The organism is Calditrichota bacterium, from assembly GCA_013112635.1.
In the GTDB taxonomy this organism is placed as follows: Bacteria; Calditrichota; Calditrichia; order Calditrichales; family J004; genus JABFGF01.
The window spans coordinates 47,030-68,172 of record JABFGF010000001.1 but is presented as its reverse complement, the minus strand read 5'-3'; the positions used below and the strand labels follow the sequence as shown (position 1 = coordinate 68,172).

At 36.3% G+C, this 21,143-nt stretch carries 20 protein-coding genes; all 20 read right to left on the bottom strand.

The window, feature by feature from the left end; all coding sequences use genetic code 11:
* Positions 1-69: 69 nt before the first annotated feature.
* The 20 genes from HND50_00310 to HND50_00215 all read right to left on the bottom strand — a co-directional run bounded on the left by HND50_00310 (position 70) and on the right by HND50_00215 (position 21,130).
* The gene (locus HND50_00310) at positions 70-564 is read right to left on the bottom strand and encodes an SPOR domain-containing protein (GenBank protein ID NOG43646.1); all 495 of its coding nucleotides are present in this window, start codon (positions 562-564) and stop codon (positions 70-72) included.
* Between the two features lie 9 nt (positions 565-573).
* Positions 574-1,326 carry a tetratricopeptide repeat protein gene (locus HND50_00305; GenBank protein NOG43645.1) on the bottom strand — a complete coding sequence of 251 codons (753 nt, stop codon included), beginning with the start codon at positions 1,324-1,326 and terminating at the stop codon, positions 574-576.
* 42 nt (positions 1,327-1,368) lie between these two features.
* Positions 1,369-3,219: a protein BatD gene (locus HND50_00300; GenBank protein NOG43644.1), complete on the bottom strand. Its 1,851-nt coding sequence runs from the start codon at positions 3,217-3,219 to the stop codon at positions 1,369-1,371.
* A 25-nt stretch (positions 3,220-3,244) separates the two neighbouring features.
* Entirely contained in the window at positions 3,245-3,775 is a 531-nt protein-coding gene (locus HND50_00295) for a hypothetical protein (GenBank protein ID NOG43643.1), read from the bottom strand.
* 2 nt (positions 3,776-3,777) lie between these two features.
* Positions 3,778-4,437 carry a tetratricopeptide repeat protein gene (locus tag HND50_00290; protein NOG43642.1) on the bottom strand — a complete coding sequence of 220 codons (660 nt, stop codon included), beginning with the start codon at positions 4,435-4,437 and terminating at the stop codon, positions 3,778-3,780.
* Between the two features lie 30 nt (positions 4,438-4,467).
* On the bottom strand, positions 4,468-5,487 hold the full coding sequence (locus tag HND50_00285; protein ID NOG43641.1) for a VWA domain-containing protein: 1,020 nt from the start codon (positions 5,485-5,487) through the stop codon (positions 4,468-4,470).
* A 107-nt stretch (positions 5,488-5,594) separates the two neighbouring features.
* Positions 5,595-6,590: a VWA domain-containing protein gene (locus HND50_00280; GenBank protein ID NOG43640.1), complete on the bottom strand. Its 996-nt coding sequence runs from the start codon at positions 6,588-6,590 to the stop codon at positions 5,595-5,597.
* A 37-nt stretch (positions 6,591-6,627) separates the two neighbouring features.
* A complete protein-coding gene (locus HND50_00275; protein NOG43639.1) occupies positions 6,628-7,170 on the bottom strand; it encodes a hypothetical protein in 543 nt (180 codons plus the stop codon).
* A 7-nt stretch (positions 7,171-7,177) separates the two neighbouring features.
* Positions 7,178-7,507, bottom strand: a complete 330-nt coding sequence (locus tag HND50_00270; GenBank protein ID NOG43638.1) for a hypothetical protein — start codon at positions 7,505-7,507, stop codon at positions 7,178-7,180.
* A gap of 14 nt (positions 7,508-7,521) precedes the next feature.
* The gene (locus HND50_00265; protein NOG43637.1) at positions 7,522-7,869 is read right to left on the bottom strand and encodes a heavy metal-binding domain-containing protein; all 348 of its coding nucleotides are present in this window, start codon (positions 7,867-7,869) and stop codon (positions 7,522-7,524) included.
* Positions 7,870-7,976: 107 nt separating this feature from the next.
* On the bottom strand, positions 7,977-8,960 hold the full coding sequence (locus tag HND50_00260; protein ID NOG43636.1) for a hypothetical protein: 984 nt from the start codon (positions 8,958-8,960) through the stop codon (positions 7,977-7,979).
* Positions 8,961-9,063: 103 nt separating this feature from the next.
* Positions 9,064-9,987: a hypothetical protein gene (locus HND50_00255; protein NOG43635.1), complete on the bottom strand. Its 924-nt coding sequence runs from the start codon at positions 9,985-9,987 to the stop codon at positions 9,064-9,066.
* Between the two features lie 118 nt (positions 9,988-10,105).
* Complete coding sequence (locus HND50_00250; protein ID NOG43634.1) at positions 10,106-10,984, bottom strand: hypothetical protein; 879 nt, start codon at positions 10,982-10,984, stop codon at positions 10,106-10,108.
* Positions 10,981-11,343, bottom strand: a complete 363-nt coding sequence (locus HND50_00245) for a four helix bundle protein (GenBank protein NOG43633.1) — start codon at positions 11,341-11,343, stop codon at positions 10,981-10,983. The genes HND50_00250 and HND50_00245 overlap by 4 nt, the downstream gene beginning before the upstream one ends.
* A gap of 70 nt (positions 11,344-11,413) precedes the next feature.
* Positions 11,414-12,415, bottom strand: coding sequence for a DUF58 domain-containing protein (locus tag HND50_00240; GenBank protein NOG43632.1), 1,002 nt, complete (start codon positions 12,413-12,415; stop codon positions 11,414-11,416).
* Between the two features lie 115 nt (positions 12,416-12,530).
* Positions 12,531-13,520, bottom strand: a complete 990-nt coding sequence (locus HND50_00235; protein NOG43631.1) for a MoxR family ATPase — start codon at positions 13,518-13,520, stop codon at positions 12,531-12,533.
* 17 nt (positions 13,521-13,537) lie between these two features.
* On the bottom strand, positions 13,538-14,461 hold the full coding sequence (locus HND50_00230) for a hypothetical protein (GenBank protein NOG43630.1): 924 nt from the start codon (positions 14,459-14,461) through the stop codon (positions 13,538-13,540).
* Positions 14,462-14,510: 49 nt separating this feature from the next.
* Entirely contained in the window at positions 14,511-14,906 is a 396-nt protein-coding gene (bamD, locus tag HND50_00225) for an outer membrane protein assembly factor BamD (GenBank protein ID NOG43629.1), read from the bottom strand.
* A 176-nt stretch (positions 14,907-15,082) separates the two neighbouring features.
* Positions 15,083-16,930 carry a BamA/TamA family outer membrane protein gene (locus tag HND50_00220; GenBank protein ID NOG43628.1) on the bottom strand — a complete coding sequence of 616 codons (1,848 nt, stop codon included), beginning with the start codon at positions 16,928-16,930 and terminating at the stop codon, positions 15,083-15,085.
* Between the two features lie 102 nt (positions 16,931-17,032).
* Entirely contained in the window at positions 17,033-21,130 is a 4,098-nt protein-coding gene (locus HND50_00215) for a hypothetical protein (GenBank protein ID NOG43627.1), read from the bottom strand.
* Between the last annotated feature and the right edge of the window lie 13 nt (positions 21,131-21,143).

Sequence of the window (21,143 nt, the reverse complement as noted above, 5' to 3'; positions counted from 1 at the left end):
ATACAAAGATTTGAGCGAAAAGTTAGCAGAAATTTTGACTAATCCGCGGAATGCAAACATAGATTATTCTTAAAAGGAATTCTTGACAGGTATATTTACTTTGCTTGGCACAATAAACGCCTCACGGTATCCATAATTCTTAGCCATTTCCCGGATTTCTTCAGCAGCATTGCGATTTGCAGCGTCACCTACACGGACTTTATAAAGAGGTGCATCAAAAATTAAATAAACCGTGTATTTTGAATTAAAAATATCCTTTGCTTCAGATTCAGTTAATGTAGCAGCTTCGATATTTTTGGTTGCAACTAATTGTACGCGAAAACCATTTCCTTCTCGGAATTTAATTTCCCCTTCATCCAGAGAATTTTCAATATCCTTAGTTTTAGATTCCGGTACCACGTTTTCAAGTTTTGCGATTACAATATCATCATCATTTAAAGTGTTCGGGTCAAAAGACTCATCATAACCAGATCCGCTATTTTCAGTATCTTGTACAACCGTTTTTTGAGTTGATGAGCAGGCAATTAAAAGTGTAAATACAATAAGAGTTGTCAAAGTTTTCATAGAATTCCTTTAAATGATTTCAACAGCATCAAACATAAGCCATCCTGTTTTTCCGTCTTCAAGACGAATTTCAAACCAAGAATCAGTTTTGCCTTCTATTTGCACTTTTGTGCCTTCATGGATTACAAAGAGTTCGGTTGCGTCTTCAGCTGGCTCTGAATGAATTGTGACAGTACTTTTTAATATAATGCCATAGTTCTCTGTTTCAAACTGGTAAATTTTGGAGATCCAGATTGTTCCAATCAAAATCCAAAGAATCAATGAAAGTACAAAAACAGTTTTAAATCTATTTAATCCCCGTTTTCTATAATGCAAAAGCAATGAGGCCAATACTAAAGTGAGCCAAAGCAGACCTAAAACAAAATAACCAAGCAGATCCATATTAAACAGTTTAAGTAACTTTTCCCACCAGGCTGAAATAAATATTTTTGGAGTCGGCTCAATCTGATCAACGAGCCGAAGTTTTAACAATTCAAGGTTTTGAGCTAAATCATCATCGCCTTCCATCCAAAGTAGAGCGCGTTCATAGTTTAATCGAGACCTGGCAATATTTCCTGTTTTATAATATGCATTGCCCAGGTTAAAGTATAAATCGCCACTCTCAAATCCTGCTAAGATTATTTTTTCATAAGTCTCAATAGCGTCCTCAAACTGCTTTTCCTGATACAATTTATTTGCGGTATCAAATTGCTCTTGAACCTGGTTAGCAAAAGCGAGATTTAGCGATATTAGAATGAAAAGTGTAAATAGTTTTTTGTACATAAATAATTATTTTTTTGATCTGTTGTAATGTGTGGTTAATACTTAAATATATTTTTCCATTTTTGTGATTACCACTTTCGCCTTTTCAAGAATATTCTGTTTCTCTTCCTGTGATCCGGAATTAGAGGCAAATTGCATAAAGTCACATTCACTAACTAAATCAGTATAATCCTTAATAATGTCATCCGTTATTTGCCGTTTTTTTAAAGCAGTTTCAACATTTTTAACATTAAAATCAGTAAGCTCAATATTTAATTTATCTTGTACAAATTTTGATAGTGCGGCACTGACTGATTTATAGAACAGGTTAGCATCATCCATTTGTATATTTTTATGAGCTTCCGACAAAAATTTAGCTGCTAATTTTCCAGCATATCTGTTACGTTTCAGCGCAATATTTCCATCAATTTTAGCGCGATGATCATCATAAAAAAGAAAACCTGCAAAAAGAAATACACTAAGGATGAAACCACCGATCAATGTACCGGAAAAATATCCACGATCAGATATTTTTTGAAACACAGTGCTCTCTTTAATAAAGCGGATATCCCGGCCAATCATTGTAACTTCTTTTCTACTAAACCCCGCCATTGGCGATGAAGCAGTTGGGTTGGCTTCTCCCGATACATTTAGCACGAGTGGTCCGCTTGTTTTTGTAAAATATTTTTTCTTAACGGGATCGAAGTAACTAAAAGAAATTGGTTTAATTTTAAAAGTTCCAGGCACACGTGGAATGAGCAGATATTCAGCGTTTTTAGTACCGCTTATTATTCCGCCCTTTTTTGAGATATTTGAACTTAATTTTGGATCATACTTTTCAATATCCGGTGGGATTTCCGGTACTGGAAGTTCGGTCAATTTAATATTACCCGCGCCTGATAAATCGATCTTTAGAGTTACTGCTTCATTAACCTCAGCACTAATTTTATCTGCTTTTACATTGAAATTGAAGCCACCGACCGCCCCGGCAAAATCAGACGGTTTATTCTTTTCGGGCAATGCTGATATTTTTAGTTTTATTTTCTTACTACTTAGTTGTTTTCTAACCGACCGCCCACTTGGTTCAAAAAAGCTATCAAATAAACTCCGCCTGTTTCTGCGTGAGGCAACAACAGCTTCAACATTAACAATCAAAGGGTCCAATTCAAGATCACCAACACGGGTTGCGAATGCAGCTACCTTTTTTAGAGTTGCAACCTGATAATTAACACCGTTTATAACTTCACTTTCTATTTGCGGCCGTTGCGGTAAATCAAAATCCTCGGTCCAAAAGCCAACATTTGATGGAATACTTTCCAATTCATAAGTCCGCACATTTACTTTAAAATAGAGTTTATATTCAACAACAATTTGTTCACCAATAAATGCTTTCTTTTTAGAAATATGGCTTCTTAAAAAAATATTATCAGAAGAAATTTGATTATTATTTTGATTGTTCCGTTGGGTTTGTTGTTTTTGAGCTGCCGGATTAGCTTTTGTAACATTGATCGTTATTGGCTTTGTTTCGTAGGTAGTACCTTTAAATTCCAGTGTTGCTTTGCCAATAACAAGCTGCCCCACTTTACGCGGTTTGAGAACAAAAGAAAGAGTTTTTGATGAGGTCATTGCCCCATTCACAAATTGAATATTTGTTGATTGATTTGGACCGGACAGCACAAAGAAATCTTTCAACTCAGCAAACTTTATATCAGGCAAGCTGGTTGATTTACCACTAACTTCTACAGAGTATTCAAATCGCTCTTCACTGTTAATTTTATTCTTTGATACAAAAGCTTTTATGTTTACGTCCTGTGCCAGACATAATTCAGGGAATACCAAAATTAAGGAAATTAGTATAACCGGGATTGCCCCAATTTTGAAATTTGATTTTTGAAATTTGAAATTTTTTATCATTTACTTAAACTTTGAGAAATTAAACTCACCAATCTTTACCTCGTGCACGCCGTGTACCTTGTACCGGTGCTTTTCTTTTTTGGGCATCCTGCTCTTCAGCTTGCAAGGCCTTTAAAATACGTTCTGCTTCTTCTTTGTTTATTTCTTCTTCTTTTTCTGCCTGGGCCTGCTGTTGTTTTTCCTGTTCTTCCTGTTCATTCTTTTCAGCTTCCTGCTGCTGTTGCTCTTCCTGCTTTTGTTGTTCCTCTTTTTCTTCCTGGCCTTCTTGCTCCTGCTGATCTTCGCCTTGCTGTTGTTCCTGCTCTTGTTCCTCTTGCTGCTGATCCTGGCTATTTTCACCCTGAGAGTCTTGCTTCTCTTGTTCCAGTTCTTCGCGGATTTTATCCAGCAATGCCCTCAGTTTTTCATTGGAAGGGTCAGCCTGTAAAGCCGTTTGGATTAGTCGCCCGGCTTCCTGCAGATTGCCATTAATATAGAGGTTAGCAGATTTATTAAAAATCTCCTCATTTGCTAATAGCGGGCTACTAAACAAAATTAATATTATTAAAAATTTCAAATCTAAACACCCTCATCAATATCTACAACATTTTGCAACCGTTCTGAAAACTTCTTAAACGCCGCAATGGTCGGATCATTTTTTAATTCCCGGTTCATTAAACTCAGGGCTTGCTTAAACAACCCTTGAGAAGCCAGAGCCTCTGCTTGCTCTTTTATTTTTTTTGCGTAATCACTCGGTTCAATATTTTCCTGTTTTTCATCGTTTTTTTGTTCTTGTTTCTCAGATTGTTCTTTCAGTTTTGCCCGAGCCAGTTCCAGGTTATATTTCGCATCATAATCCGAAGAGTTTAACTCCAACGCTTTTTTATAGGCATAGATACTTTCTGTTAATTTCTCTTGCTTAAAGTGTACGTTTCCAATATTAAAATGTGCCTGAGATGCCAGGTTCAAATCTTTACTTCCAAGAATTTTCTGAAAACCTTCCAAAGCTTCGTCATATTTTTCCATTTTATACAAGGCATCTGCTTCATTAAATAAAATCCTTTCATTTAAAGGATCATCCAATAACGCATCTTTATATTTATTAATTGCAAGCTCATATTCAGATTGGCTGTAATGCTCATTTCCTTTATTTACCTTTTCACGAAGGCTTTGAGCATTTGTAATAATTGGAACTAAAATCAGCAATGTGAACAATTGTCTTATCTTTGAAAAAAACATTCTATGTTATTTATCTTTCTAATTGATAGTTTAAGGTCGTTCAATTTTTACGGTAACTGGTAAAAAAGTTTCAATCAACAAAAACAGTATTGCTAAAGCAACAAATATTTGAAAGCGGTTTTCATATTGTGAAAATTGCCTTGAGGTCAGCTCCTTTTTTTCCATCTGGCTAACTTCTTTATAGATTTCATCAAGCTCAGCTTCACCGGATGTCGAAATATAATATTTCCCCTCAGTAGCATAAGCAATTTGTTGAAGGGTTGTGGCATCCAGTTTGGTTGTTACAACATTACCTTTGCGGTCCTTTTTAAACCCTTCTTTATTGCCATATTTATTAATCAGCGGAATTGGTACACCTTGTGGCGATCCTAAACCTATTGTATAAATTATTATTCCTTCCTGTGCTGCCTCTTCTGCAGCTTTTAAAGGATCGCTTTCATGATCTTCACCATCTGTAATTAAAATAAGAACTTTGTGCTTTCTCTCTTTTTGATTGAATGCTTTTTGTGCTGTGCGAATTGCATCACCAATGGCTGTTCCGGGTTGCGGAATAAGATTAGTTTCCATCAACCGCAAAAATAAACGTGCCGCAGAATAATCCAATGTTAAAGGTGCCTGAACATGGGCCATACCCGCAAATGCCACAAGACCGATACGATCACCTTCCAAAATGTCAATCAGCTTATTAACTTCATACTTTGCTTTTTCCAGTCTGTTGGGAGCGATATCCTCAGCCTGCATGCTCAGAGATACGTCAAGGGCGACAATTATATCAATCCCTTCCCGTTTCACATCCTCCATTGCAGTGCCAATTTGCGGGCCGGAAATAGCCAATACCAGGCTAATAAAAGCCAGGTGAATTAAAGCTGCTTTCCAAATGCGACGGCTGTTTTTATAACCGGGCATCATTTTTTGTAAAATTTCAATATGCCCAAATTTTTTAAGCAATTTTTCACGGCTACGAAAAACATAAATATAGAAAGCTGTTATGAGAAAAACTGCCCATAAGCCATACAAGTAAGACGGGTTTGCAAATCTTAGAACTTCCATAATAAAACCTTAGGATTATTGAATTAATGAATAAGTGAATTGTTGGGAAGAAATTTATTATATAAACATTTCACTATTCCAATAATCAATAATTCATAAATTCTTTGTTAGGGTATTCTCCTGAAATAAGTGTTGGCCAGGACAATCTCCACCAGAAATGAAAAAAGTGCTATCGCAAGAAAATAAACAAAAAGCTCCTCATAGCGGGTAAATTCTAAAACTTCAATTTGGGTCTTTTCCAATTCACTTATTTCATCATAAACTTCTTTTAACTTTTTTGTATCTGTTGCCCGGAAATATTTAGCTCCAGTCAAATCAGCAATATTTGTTAAAACTTCTTCATCAATATCAACCTGCATTGGGACATATTTTTTTCCAAAGTATGGATCATCAACCGGATACATTGCTGTGCCGTGTTTCCCCGCCCCGATAGTATAAATTTTTATATCAAAAGCTTTAGCAATTTGGGCAGCTGTTAATGGTGCTACCTGGCCGCGATTATTAACACCATCTGTTAACAGAATGATAATTTTGCTTTTGGTTTTACTATCGCGCAACCTGTTAACCGCATTTACAATCCCCATGCCAATGGCCGTTCCATCCCAATTTTTATCAGCAATTTTGATGTCTTCCAGCAATGTTAACAGAACTCCATAATCCAAAGTTAGCGGGCACTGAGTAAAACTCTCACCCGCAAAAACAACCATTCCCAGGCGATCGTTGCTACGGCTTTTTATAAATTCCCGTGCTACACTTTTTGCAGCCTGCAAACGATTATTAGGCTTAAAATCTTCAGCAAGCATACTTGTGGATACATCCATTGCCAACACAATATCCACACCTTCAGTAACTATTTCTTCCTCTTTACTGCTGCTTTGTGGTCGCGCCAAAGCCAACACCAATGCAGAGAAAGCCACCAAACGTAAAAGCAAAATAAGTGGCGTTAAGCGTTGTTTAATTGTTTTCCCAAGACGCTTTACAAGATTAACATCCGAGTATTTAAGTTGGGCATTTTTACGCCTTCGACCTTTAAAATACCAGAATACAATCCCTGGTAATAAAATAAAAAGAATTAAATATTCCGGATCTCGAAATTCAAACATATCTAATTAATACCCATACAATATTTTAGCAATACACTTAAAATGAAATATCAAAACCGGCTGTTAATCCAAAATCAGATGGCAATATTTCTGATCCCAAATGCCACAATTGAAAACCTCCAGCCTTTATACAAATCGTATCTGCTAACTTAATTCCAAAAGTTTCTTTTAGCTGAGGCCCAATAAAGAAATTTGATGTCTGATTATTTATTCTCTCAGATCCAAAAACTAAGTGAGCCGCACCTCCAATAATAATTTGGACCGGTCCATCGTTGAGATAATAGTTTAAAGCAAATTGGGGACTATAAGAAAAGAAAGTCCCCTTAAAACCATCATCAAGGTTTAGAACATCAAAGTAATTTATTGCAAATCCAAAACCCGATTCAAAGTCATTGTCTAATTCTCTATTTAAAGACAAATAGTGCAAAGTGAATCCATCTTTCACTTTGTCACCCTTTAAAATTCCAACCCCAATCACAGAAGAGCCATCACGAACCTGACGTACTTGCCTACCTGTAGTATTGGCAAAACTGTTTGATACAAACAATGATAGAAGTATGATTGTTATGGATTTGCCCATGATAATCCTATTTGATTTTTACTGCCACTCCTGATGCACCTGTCCTGCCACCAAAAGAAGTAAACTTGGTTAGTCTCAAATTTATAATTGCATCTGCCCCTACTAAAGCAGCTTCCTTCTTTAATTCTTTTAATACTTTGTCACCATTACCGGGTGCATCTGCTGCAACACTGCCAATAACAGTATATTCTAATCCAATATCTTGGCCGGAATAAATTTTTATCGAATTATAATCTGTTTTTTCATAGGCTTGGGCACCATCTTGAATATAATGTGTTTTAAAAACGCAGGATGTTAATAGTGCAACACTTATAATTAAAAGTAATTTTTTCATCATCTTTTTCTCCAAAATTATTTAAATTTAACCGCAGTCCCTTCAGCTCTGATGGCATTTTGCCAATAACCCTGACTTATTTCTAATCTTAAATCAATAATTGCATCAGCTCCAAGTTTTGCTGCAACTTTCTTAAGATGAACAACAGATTTCTCAGAATTTGATCCGGCATCTGCACTGGCAACAACTTGTCCAATAATTACATATTCTCGCCCGATATCTGAAGTAGAATATACCTTGATATCTTTTGCAGATGTTTGTTGCAAGTTTAAATCCGGATTATCATCGGTTCTAAATTTTGCAACACTTGAGCAGTTAACGAGCATTGCTGCCACTATAACCACAATAAAAAATCGCATTATCATAAAGGCCTCCTAATAGAATATAATTTTGTGATACTTGCAGGAAAGTATCTCATTTTCAGTATTAACCCTGCTTTTAAGTTTTATAAACTATGTTGATTCTTTTTAGATTATTGTGTAACCGTTTCTTCCTCCGGTAAAACTTGTTCCTCAAAAACAAGCTTTGTTTCCTGAATAAATCTTTCACTTTGCTGCTTTATTTCTTCTGTTTGTCCAGATTGCGGTTTATGTTTTGCAAATTTTACAAGATCAGCTTCTTTTAGAATCCCGGATAATTCATCTCTTTTTTCTTCATCGATATGCTCAATCAAATCGCGAATTATTTCATCTGTGGTTTCTTCCATCGCAGAAATATAATACCTGCCTTCAAGATAATTTCTCAATATTTCTGTTAGACGAATATAAAAGATTTTAAGTTGTCCGGATTCAAGCAAATCCGAACCATATAATTCTTCCAAAGCCTCAAGAGCAATTTCGTGCGCCGGTCTTGGTTTTGGTGGTGGAGAAAAAAGAAATCCTTTTTCCTGTTTTTGTTTCCATGCACGATATCCAAACCAGCCGGCTAAAACAATCAGCAAAGCTACCGCCAGCATTGAATACATAAAAACATAGTCTAATGGGAATTCAATAGGTGGTTTTACGTCTTTTAGTTCAGGAGCCTCCTCACCAGACAAAACAGATTTTACAAATATATCAATCGGAGATGCCTCGATTATTTTGTAATTCATTGTAGTGTCAGGAAAATAGGCAACCGGAAAAGCCGGAATAGTAAATTGCCCGGTATCGTAAACAGAGATTGTAAAATCAAAACGCTGGGTTATGATTCCTTCATTTTCCTCAGGCTCACTAAAATTATATTCTTTAATTTCAAACGCACCAAGATGTAACCCTTCGCCTGGTTGCTCAACACGTAAACCTGCTTGATGGCTGATTACAATGGAATAATTAATACGATCGCCAATAAAAATCTCAGCCGTATCAACCGCCGACTTCACTTCGATGAGAGAAGTTTGAGCAGATAGATTGGACGCTAAAATGGCCAAAATAATAAATAGAGGAGATATACTTTTTTTAATAAATTTTTTCTTTAACATTTTGTTTTTTTGTATTCAAGAATCTGAAAAGAGCCACTTCGAATTCAGAATTATTAATTCAACTTTATTTACTTCTTACTTAATCGCTGTCAGGAGACAGCTCCTACTTAACCTTGTCTTCATAAATCTTTACGTTATTGGCTTTGATTAATCTTTCCGCCAGTCTTTGATATGCCTCTTGTTGTCGCTGAAAAGCCAGGTCTCTTGCAGCTTGTTCGGCTACTTCATTAAAAGCTTTCTGCTTTTTGATTTTCCCCTTTTCATCTTTCTCAGCGTAACGATCCTTGTTTGCATTATAAAATAATTGGGCATCCGCAGCAGTTATTTGAGGTTGGTCTTTCATTTCCGCTTGTAAAATCTTTTCCGACATTAAACTTTTTTGAATGCGAAATGTCCCCTCAATCACTTCTTTATCTTTATCAAGTCCTTGTTTTTTGGCCGTGTCATACAATAATTCCTGAATAACAAATTGCTGTAAAAATTCCTGTCTTCCCTTTTTATCAGCAAACTGATTTTGCATATATGAGGGCATCTTGCTTATTTCAAAATCAATATCACCCTGAGTAATTTTGCGTTCTCCAATTTCAGCCAAAACTGCTCCAGGTCTTTTCTCCTGAACACTGTTTTTGTCCAAAGCTGCTTCCTGCTGAACATAACGATTGGCGTCTTTGCTTCTTTTTAGTCTTTCCAGGCAATTAACAATTCGCTTGCCCACTTCTCCCTGCAAAGTGCTTTCCGGGTATAAATATTTAATTTTAAAATAATATTGCAATGCTTTTTCATAATCGTTGATCCTATCGAAATAAATATTAGCAATATTATAAAAAGTACTTGCCTGGCGATTGGCGTCAACCGCATAATTATTTATGTACTCAAGATATTCGTTTACAGCCGCCTCATATAAACCATTATTATAAAATGTATTGGCCAGTTGAAGCTTTGAATCCGCAGACACTTGAGGTGTTTTTGTTTCATTGCAGGAAATAAAAAAACTGAAAGCAAGTATTAGCAATAAATATTTTTTCATTTATTCAAACAATCAATTTTAGACTTATTTTACTCATTGTCATTCCCAAATTGGCTACTCGGGAATCTTATTCTCAGATCCCTGCTAAAAACATGCAGGAATGACATTCATTTAACTTTTAAAACCAAATTCGTAAACCCAGCTCTTGGCCATGTAAAGCACTGCCCGGATCAACAGACGGAACCATTGTTTTGTAGGCTGCAAACAATTCAAAATTATTCATATGCAGACCGGCACCAATTTCAAAATCAAAAAGAAATGGCGGCTCCGGTGCGTCAAGCTGATCAACAATTGGGGCAAAACCAATTTTGCCGTTTATGCTGATTGGATTTGCGATAAACCATTGCGCATCAATTGCCATTTCCAAACCAAAATCAGCATCTTTAAATTTATCAGGATTCAATACTTTTAAACCTGCATTTCCTGCAAATAACAAATTATTATCTGCATGAAATAGATGTCGATAAGCCAGACCAATTACTTGTAAATGATCTGTGTGAGTTGGCAAAGATTCCGTATAATAAATAAAATCGAGCGTCATGCCGTGTTTGCCGGAAAACTGAAATTGACCGTTCAAACGCAATCCGTGTGTCTTTGAATCAATTTCCTGATATCCACCACTAATACGGCCTAAGAAATTCTTACCTTCATAATCACTTTGCGCAATTCCTGAAGGATCAAACGGAAATGCACCAAAAGAAATTTTATCGGCTGCTAAACTATTGGCACCATCTTCCACTTCTTCGTCATCATCTGAATCACTTAGCAGAATATCTATTCCAATATCAAAAAAGAATGAAAGCCAACCTCCATCATCATCATCGTCATTGTCATTACTACTTTTCTTGCCTTTATTGGCATCTTCAAAATCGCCAAGCTTGCCTTTTTTTTCTTGAGCTACAGAATCTGTTGCAAAACCAAAAAGCATTAAACCAGCAAAGAGTATGATTACTATTGTTTCAAGTTTCAGGTTTCGGGTTGCAGGTTTTATATTCACTTCCAGTTCCCCTCAACATATTCAACAAATTTATAAATCTTTTTACTTAAAACTTCATATTTAGATATGAGTTCATTCAACGATTTTTTTTTAAAATGAATATCATTAATCATATTTAATTGAGAAATACTCTCATCACATGAAGAATGTGCAAAAATTAAAAATCTAATAAATTCAGCTTTATATCTTCGTCTTCCATAACCTTCAGCAATATTATCTTTAATACTTTTTGAAGACCTTCTAACCTGACTTCCTTGTTCATATAATTCATATTTAGGTAAACCCATGGTCATGCTATGCACATCAAATGCAAGATCATAAGCCATTTTGTAAATCTCTAACTCCTTGTAGCTCTTCATAGTTCAATTAAAACCAATTTCATGAACTCACCTCGTAACTTGCAACACGAAACTTGAAACAAGAGATTTCTCATGCAGAGAGCCTTCGTTCCCGCATTTTGAAAAAGCGTGTTATCGGCTCTATATACGAACGATCCGTTAGTACATCTATATGATCCACACCGATTGAACGAAATAATCCGGTCAATTCCTGACGCTGATGCGAAGCAGTTTGGTAAAAGGCGTTACGGATATTTGCATCGCCAGCATCAACCGTGACACTTTCACCTGTTTCAGCATCCTGTAATTCGATCAGCCCGACATTTGGCAAAGTTACTTCACGCGGATCTGTAATACTAATGGCAATTATATCATGCTTACGATTGGCTACATGCAGAGATTTTTCAAAGTTTTCAGTAAGAAAATCGGATATCAGAAAAACTGTACTTTTGCGTTTTATTATGCGGCTTAAATACTCCAGGGCAACATTCAAATCCGTACTGGAATCCTGCGGTTTATAAAAAAGTATTTCACGGATGACGCGCAGAACGTGCTTTTTACCTTTACGTGGCGGAATAAATTTTTCAATCTTATCAGAAAAAATCATTAGCCCGACTTTATCATTATTTTTTATGGCAGAAAAAGCCAACACTGCAGAAAGTTCAGCAGCAATCTCGCGCTTGAATTGCTCAGCCGTGCCAAAATTCCCACTTGAGCTAACATCAACCAACAGCATTACGGTGAGTTCGCGTTCCTCTTCAAAAACTTTTACAAATGGATGTCCGCTCCTTGCAGAAACATTCCAATCTATTGTGCGCACATCATCGCCAGGCTGATATTCACGAACTTCGGCAAATTCCATCCCGCGGCCTTTAAAAACAGAATGATACTCTCCGGAGAAAACTTCATTTACAACACTTCTTGTTGAAACCTCAATCTGTTTTACTTTTTTTAGGATTTCCCTTGTTTTTGCTTCAGGAGATAGTTGTTCTTGCCCCAATGCATTTGGTGCCGGAGATTTCAAAAAAAAGAAAATGGCCACAGCAACTGCAACTACTGCAAATGAAATTAGGCTGATTATTAAAACTGTCATACTTGATACTTGTTTTTAGATGCTGAAAACTCGCTATTATTTTGGCTTCTTTTAATTATTTAGATCGTTGGTTCGTTCTTTTAATATACAATCTTTCAATCGACAATCATCAATCCTAAGGTACTTCTACCCTGTTTAGCACTTTACGGATAACATCTTCTGTGCTCATATCTTCCGCTTCGGCTTCATAAGATAAAATGACCCTGTGACGCATTACATCCATTCCAATTGACCGAATATCTTCTGGCGTTACATAACCTCTTCCATTTAAAAAGGCATGCGCCTTGGCAGCTAAAGCCAATGAAATTGATGCCCTTGGACTTGCACCAAAAGTAATTAAATCTTTAAGCTCTGATAAACCATATTCTTGTGGTTCACGTGTGGCAAAAACAATATCGATAATGTATTTCTCAATTTTTTCATCTACATAAACATCTTTTACAACATTGCGCGCTTTCAAAATATCATCAGGAGAAATAACTGACTCTACAGTGGCCACTTCTTTTTTTGTCTGACGGCGAATAATTTCCAACTCTTCATCTTTTGAAGGATAGCCAACACTTATTTTCAGCATAAACCTGTCAACCTGTGCTTCGGGTAATGGATAGGTTCCTTCTTGTTCAATAGGATTTTGAGTTGCCAAAACAAGAAATGGATCTTCCAATGGAAAAGTATTTTCACCGATTGTTACCTGGCGTTCCTGCATTGCTTCTAAAAGTGCACTCTGCACCTTTGCCGGGGAGCGATTTATCTCATCCGCCAGGATCAGGTTGCTGAACAATGGCCCTTTCTTGGTTGTAAAAGCACCATCTTTTTGATTGTAAATTAATGTCCCGATTAAATCTGCAGGGAGCAAATCGGGTGTAAACTGAATACGCTGAAATTTTGTTTTAATGGTTTCAGAAAGGGTTTTTACAGTTAAGGTTTTCGCTAATCCCGGAACGCCTTCCAAAAGAATATGCCCGTTAGAAAGCAGGCCGATAAGCAAACGCTCAATCATATAGTTTTGGCCAACTATTACTTTTGAAACCTCTGATTTTATTTTTTCAACAAAAACACTTTCCTGTTCTACTTTTTCATTTATTGCTTTAATATCCGGGTTCATAAATGCTCCTGATTCTCCTAACTTTTTGTTTCATTATTTTCTGCCAACTTTAAAGCTTGCTCAATTGTATCGTAAAACATGTGAAGATCACTCATATCGATTTTTTCTCCGGCAAAACTGGCAAGCTCGGCTTTTGAATAAAGTGACTCAATTTTATCGATTATCTCTTTCGGAATTTTCAATTGTGTTAATCTTTCAACCACAGTAGATAAATCAATATTATCTGAAATCGAAAACCGTTCGGCAATGAAGCTGTTTAATAATTTTTTAAGTGCCGAAATATTTTCATTTGTTACACCGTTGGCGAGGTGGATCGTATCCTTTTGCAGACTGAGATATTTCTGTTCAAGGGTTATCTCAACGTTTTCCAACTCATCTGTTTTTCTTCTTTGCATAAAACGCAATAAAAAGTAAACCAGGGCAATAATGAATCCACCTAACAAGAGCCAAAGCATAATTGTTCCCGGCATAAACTCTTCTTCCGTACCTGCGATGGCCGGTCCTATTTTTATGCCAATTCGCTGCGCTATCAGAGTTTCATTATTGTTCAATTGTGTATCGATGTATTGAATTGTCAGCCCATCTATATAAGCCATCCCAATTTCTATGGCTTTAAAGTAATATGTAACGCGACGAATAGATTTCGGGTTGCCATCAATATCGGTTACAAGCTGGTTTGATGAACCACTTCCGCGTAAGGTAAGATTTGAGATTACCGGATCGCCAATATCACTAATTTTATAACGGTCAAGATCGCCTTTCCAGGAAAGTTCTACATGATAAACAACCTCCTGGTTTAGAGGAACATTCTCGTTTTCCAAAATTGTTCTTAAATTTATTTGGCTGGATGTGGGATCGTTTTGTGCTAAAAGCGAAGATGTAATAATTAAGAAAACCGCCCAGGTCAAGATTTGGACGGTTTTAAAGTTAAACCGTTTCATTTATTTTTTTACTTTATTTTAAACTTTGATGTGCCTAAAACAGACGTCACTAATTTGCAGGAGTTTCTACAACAGAATCGGCCGTTGCATTTTGAAAAATTGGTAACTCGTTAATATCCTTGCCCAGGGTTTCTATTTCATATTTTGCATCATCCGCCAGGTCATGTTTTGGATATTTGGTTACAAACTCAGTATAATATTTTTTTGCTTCATCGAGATTTTTTAAGTCATTGGCGTATATAAAACCCAACATAAATAGTGATTCTGAATGGTGTTTGCCTTGCTGGTAATTCTCTGCAATCGCTTTAAAATTATTCACCGCAATATCAAATTTTTGAGCAGAGTAAGCTTCTTTGGCTTTATTGTAATATTCCTGCTCTGTTAATTTGCTTGAACAAGCAAAAATGATTAGTGCAAGAGCTGTCAGACTTAAAAGATATTTCATTTAAATGGCCTCCAATAGAACGTTAGTTTTGATAACAGCCGTTAATTTAAGATTGTGTTATGTTCAAATCAACAAAAGAATATAGGGAATGGATTTAGCTTTGATCCTTCTCATAAAGCAGTTTTCTACTTTGGCTAAAATAAAAAGTTCTAAAAAAATGACTTTTTTTCTATCTATCAAAAAGCGAAATAGATTCCAAGGTGGATGGCGTAATTATCAGCATCAATGGGACGTTTGTTGAGCTTATAACCATAATCAACACGCACAGGGCCAAGCGGTGTTAAAATGGCAATACCCAATCCTGTAGTATACCGAATATGTTCATACTTAAAGCTGCTTATATCCGGCCAAACTCTCCCGGCATCTACAAACACTTCGCCCACAAGCAACCAAAATAGTGGAATTCGCGCCTCAACATTTGCCAACATCAAAAGCTTACCACCAGTGGAAGCATCAATATGCCCATCGCTATCGAAGGAAGCTACCGGCCCTAAAAGCTGTTCTGAATAACCGCGAACAGTTGTTGCACCGCCGGCATAAAACCGCTCACTGATAGGAATGGACTTATTTTTGCCAACCTCAAAAATGGCGCCACTTTTTATCCTTGAGGCCAAAGTCCAGTGTAGTTTATTGCGGCCAAAGGTTATGCGCCACGGTTGATAACGAGACCAGGATGCAACAGCTGTAAAAAAACGGTTTGTCTCGTTTGTACTGTTACTTTGTGAAAAACTTAAACTAAAATCTGTTAAAGAGCCTTTTGTAGGATTAAACAGGTTGGGCCTGGTATCCCTTTTTGCGTACGTTGAAATAGAATAAATTTCTGCCTGGCCGGATTGAATTCCGGTTAAATCTACTTTTATTGAATCTGTATCAAGCTCATCTAAAAATTTGGCGCTTATAGTCCCGCTGATTTCAATATCATTAAAAAAGGTATGATGAATCTCAAACGATGTTTGCAGCAAGTTAAAATCGCCACTACTTGGCAAACGGTATTGGTGGTAAGAAATTTGAAAAATGCCCGGTGTGCGCGTATTTCCAATCCAAGGCTCAACAAATTTAAAGGCTATTTTATTTTCCGCATTTATAATTTTGTTATTCTCAAATTCATATAAAAACGATGGCGTTATATGAACACTTGCAGCCCGTGCCGTACCAAAAATATTTCTATGACCACCCTGAAGAGTAATTTCTCCTGTACTGCCATAAAACTGTTCGTGGCCAATTCCAAAATTAGCACCAATCCATTTTGCATCGCGCTCCTGAACAACAATTTTTAAAACAACATTTTGAGGATCATCCGAAATCGGGTCAATCTCTAATCGCGCAAAGCGGAACAGACCGGTACCATAAATATTTTGCTGGGATTTTTCCATCGCTTCACGATTGTAGACATCGCCCTTTTTTATCTCAAGCTCACGACGAATAAGAAATTTTTTAACCAGCTTCAACCCGAAATATTGGATTTTTTTTATATAAATGGTCTGGTTTTCTTCGATTTGCAAAAATGCAAATACCAGGGAATCTTGCTCAAACCTATAGTCCGATGTTACATTTGCGAAAGGTTTGCCTTTATTGTAATATTCATTCTCAACACCTTTACGCGCTTCAATCACCACGCTTTCATCAAAAGGTGAACCGATTTCTATTCCTTCAAAGTGCTCTTCCAGTTTTGTTTCACTCAGCTCTTTAACGCCTTCAAACTTTACACCGCCATAATAGTAGCGCGGCCCAGGATCGATGATATATTTTATTTGAACCTCTTTGCGATTTCTGGAAAAAAAGAGACTGTCACTTACTTCAACCAGCAAGTAGCCATTTTTACGAAAATAGTTATTCAACAGGATTTGATCTAACTTTATAAGGCGTGGTTCAAACTCTTCATCTTCTTCAGAATGAATAATATTGATCAAATCATCATCATCGAAAGCAGATGTTTGTTTGAAGGATATTTTGGTTACTTCTGTTTCTGCGAAAATAATTGTACAGAAAAGAAATGTTGTTAAAATTATATGTGTAATTTTCATTGAATTTAATTCTTAAAGAATTGTGTTTCCCCCTTCGACAAGCTCAGGAATCACCCAGATCTGTTTTTTTAATATTCAATCTTTCAATTATCAATCTTCAATCTAAAACGAGTATTCCCAGGAAAGGCCGAGTTGGATTTTATTATTGCCTTTATCAACTGTTTTCTCGTAATGGCTCTCCAGGCTCCAGGCTTTGTTCAGCCGATACTGTAAGGTAATTCTATTGCCCGCATCCCAGCTTAATTTTGGGGTTGGTACACCGCTTCCAAACTGAGTCCTGTATTCCACATATAAATCACTTGTTAAATATTTTCCGAAAGAGATTGAAGCCTGTTTTAAGCCGTTGTTCAGTTTCAGTTTTTGCAGATCAAGTAGTTTATCGCTGGAGCTGATTTCCACCTTATCCAACCCTGTCAATTCTTCTACACCACGCTCAGCCGCAGTCAACATAACATTGGATGCCACGTCTTCTCCAACTCCACGAATGGTGGAATCTGTTTTGCTGGCCACACTTGAAATATCTGCACCTAGTGTAAGTAAAGCTATTTTATCCTGCGGTGGAAGGTTTAGCTCCTGGCCACTTTCATCTCTTACAATGATGTTTTGGCGAATTGTTTCCAGATTGCCGCTGATTATCAATTCAAATTCTTTGTCTTTCATTCGTTTTTGAGTAGAGATATTCAAATCCGGATTGATACGAACCGGATTATTAAAATCTATTGTTCCGGATGTGACGTTAAAACTTTGGTTAAAAGAAGTAAATTTGCCGGATTCTGTTTCAAGAACGCCAATCAAAGCCATATTATCTGAGCCGGCTGTACGGCTGGCTTGTAAATTACCACCCATGACAATTTTAAAATTATTCTGCAAATCCAGCGCAGAACTTGTTACCACAAAGTTACCCGGTATTTCAATTTCCAGGTTCATGGCAATAAAGGGTTTTTTAGCCTTGGTAGTAGGTTTTGCCAAGTACATATTTTTCTGCATCTGGTCAAGATTTACTTCATATTCTCCGGATGGAAGCATCAGGTTTCCGGTAACCCAAATCGTATCTTGGCCGCTTATTTTCAGATTGTCCGTTGAAACAGGGAGTTTTGTAGATTCAACAAAATAGTCAACAAAAAACTCATTCATTTTAATGCCAAGATCAATATCCGGCCTTAATATATTTTCAAGATTTATTGTTCCTTCAACCGACAGTGTGCCCTTTTCCTTTTCTTCAGGAAGCATCCAGGACCAAAGTAATCGTAAATAGGAAAAAGCGCTTTGCAGCAAATCCTGCTCCTGTTCTGATTTTCCCGAAAAAGCATTTATTGCCAGCACGTTCTCTTCAATGGCAATATCAATATTTACATTTTCAATTGGATCTTTCACACGTGATAAAAGGATTTTTCCATCATCAAGTTTAATAGTGCCGCTACTTATAGACGGTTTTTCGGGAGTGCCGGAAATATAAGTTTCAATTGTATAATCGCCATAAATTGCCTCCAGCTGATCATTAAACAAGCCAACAAACTCAAGTTTGTCATCATTGCTTACAAGATAAAACTCAAATGGATTATCATTAAAAACCGTATCTTCACTACCAAGGCCCAAATCAAACTGCTGATAGCCTTTTAAGCTAAAAGAGGTTTCATTAAAATCTCCGCTTAAACTATCCAAAATTAAGTAGCCGCCACTGTATTGCCCAAACATAACAAGCGAATCTACTTTAAAATCACCATATTTAAACCCACTCATATTTAACGATTGACGCATAAAAGGATCATTTACTGTTCCTTCAATTTCAAGATAACCATCCAACTGCCCGCGTAATGGGTTTTTCATTTTTATGATTGGATTATATTTTTGAAGATCGATATTTGCCCAGTTTATTTTTAAGTGCGTTTCAGTATCACGGATCAGGTCGAGTATCTGGCTTGCTTTCTTGTCAAACTGAAAAGCCAAGTCACCTTCAACAGAAAGCTTGGTGCTATCCGATTCAATAAACAGTTCCTTTACAAAAACGTTTTTTTTATCATATTGCAGGTCTGCTTTAAAATTTCCTATCGCAACATGGTTGTAAGCTATATTTTGCCCGTCCATGTTCAGCGTTATATTGGGCTCAGATAAAACATTTTTTAATTCTGATTGCCCGCTTAGAACTCCCTCAACGGTATGTTTTTCACCAAAAAATTGCTGAAATGGCTCGAGGTTTAAACTTTTCAAATCAAGGTTTAAATTGACATCATTATTTAAAATATCATAATTACCATTGGCTATAAATTTTGTATCACGTGGCCCGGTTAGATTGAAATCATTAAATAACACATTTACTGAATCAACAGTCAGATTAATGTTTCGTCTGTTTTCCAGCCAGTACTTTTCGTACTCCATTCTTAAACGGTCTATGGCAATTTCAATATTTTTTTCCTTTGGGATTATATCAACAGTTGTTTCAAAATAATTGTCATCGCTAAAGATACGTGCATTATAAACACGAATTTTTGAGCTGTCTTTTACAGCATTCAAAGTTACATTTCTGATTGGTATATCATAAACCAAACCTTTTGTAATATTGAAATTGCCTGAACCAATTGGCATTGTCAAAACATTTGATAGTTGTAAATCAAGAGAAATACTATCCAGAAAAACTTTTTTAAATTGAAATTCATTTATCCAGAAATCACCCTGGATTTGTGGATTTTTCAAATCACCAAAGGCCCTGAAATCCGAATAATACGATCCGTATAAACTATCCATACCCAAAGCTGATGTCAGGTTATTCAAATCACCCAATGCCGTATGAATTTGAAAGTCCAGTTGATTATCGCGATCCAATTCACCAAAAATGTCAAACCTGGCCTGATTGGCAATCTTTAAAAAAGACGGTTGCTCAATCTCAATATTGCCATTATTTGCAACCAGGGCAAAGCGCAGAGAATCCAACTTAAAATTATCATAATACGATTTGTAAATAACCAAATCACCGCTGCCGGTTAACCGTTTTAGGGTTTTGGTAAGTTTGTTTATATCAAACGCGCCTGTTGGAAAATCAAAATTTAAGTGACCGTTTAATTCACTCTCGCCAATTTCAGTTTTTATTGTTTTGGGTTTTATTTGTTTAAAAGTTAGTGCCCCCTTTGCACTTTTTGCCGGATTTATTTTTGATTGAAACGATAGTTGGCCGCTGCTGCTTTCAACAAATAGAGTGTCAATTTCAATCTTCCCAAACTGATACGATGAAACCAATTGTAGCTTATTCAAAACATGGTTTTGCCAGTTTCCTTTAAAGTCTGCATCAACCGTAAAATCTTGCGGAGAACCGATAAAGGTCAGCGAACCATCGGCTTCACCACTATTTTCAAAAGCAGGAACAAACCCGGAAAAATTACTAAAATCAATGTGAAACTCTTCTACGGAAAAAATAGACTTCATGCTCTCAATTTCTAAGTCACCGGTTAATACAATCCTGGAGTTACCCGCTTCAAATAAAAATTTGTTTAATGTTACCTGCCCTTCCCTGCCAACAAGCTGAAATTGAAGACTCTCCAGCTCCAAATCTCGTTCATACCAATAACCGCTAAGATTATTAAGTTCAAAATTAAATCTTTCCGGACCTGTTTTTAAAAGAGCATTTAAATATACATTTTCAAAAGTCAGATTTTTATCTTCAACTTCAAAATGGCCTGTAACCAACTCAAACTCATCTAACTCCAGTTGTGGCATTTTGGCCAAAAGCGAATCTATAAAGTGAGAATTTTGAATATCAGCAAGCAGCGAATCCAGGTTAAATTCTTTTGTATTTTTTGTTTCTTTTGATTTTTTAGACTGGCTGGCTTTGGGAATTAATGAGATACTTAAGGAGTCGATATAAACTTTAGAAATTTTTATTTGGTCATCTAACAGGGGCCAGAGATCATAATTTAAGGAAATATTTTTTCCGGTTACCTGGATCTTATTGTCAATTTCAAAACGAAGAGAATCTATTTTGATATTATTTAAAAGTGAACCTTTGATAGATCCGTAGTTTACCCGGCTGGAATCGCTAAGTGTAGAGTTTATGTATTTTTTGACACCATCGGCCACAACATTTGTTTGCCAATATAACAAGATCGTAACAACTACTAAAACAGTAACCAGAACAATTGAGACTAAAACTCCCTGGCTAAAATACGAAAGTATCTTTTTTAGTAATGAGCTGTCAGTTTTATTTTTCATCAAGTCTTAGATC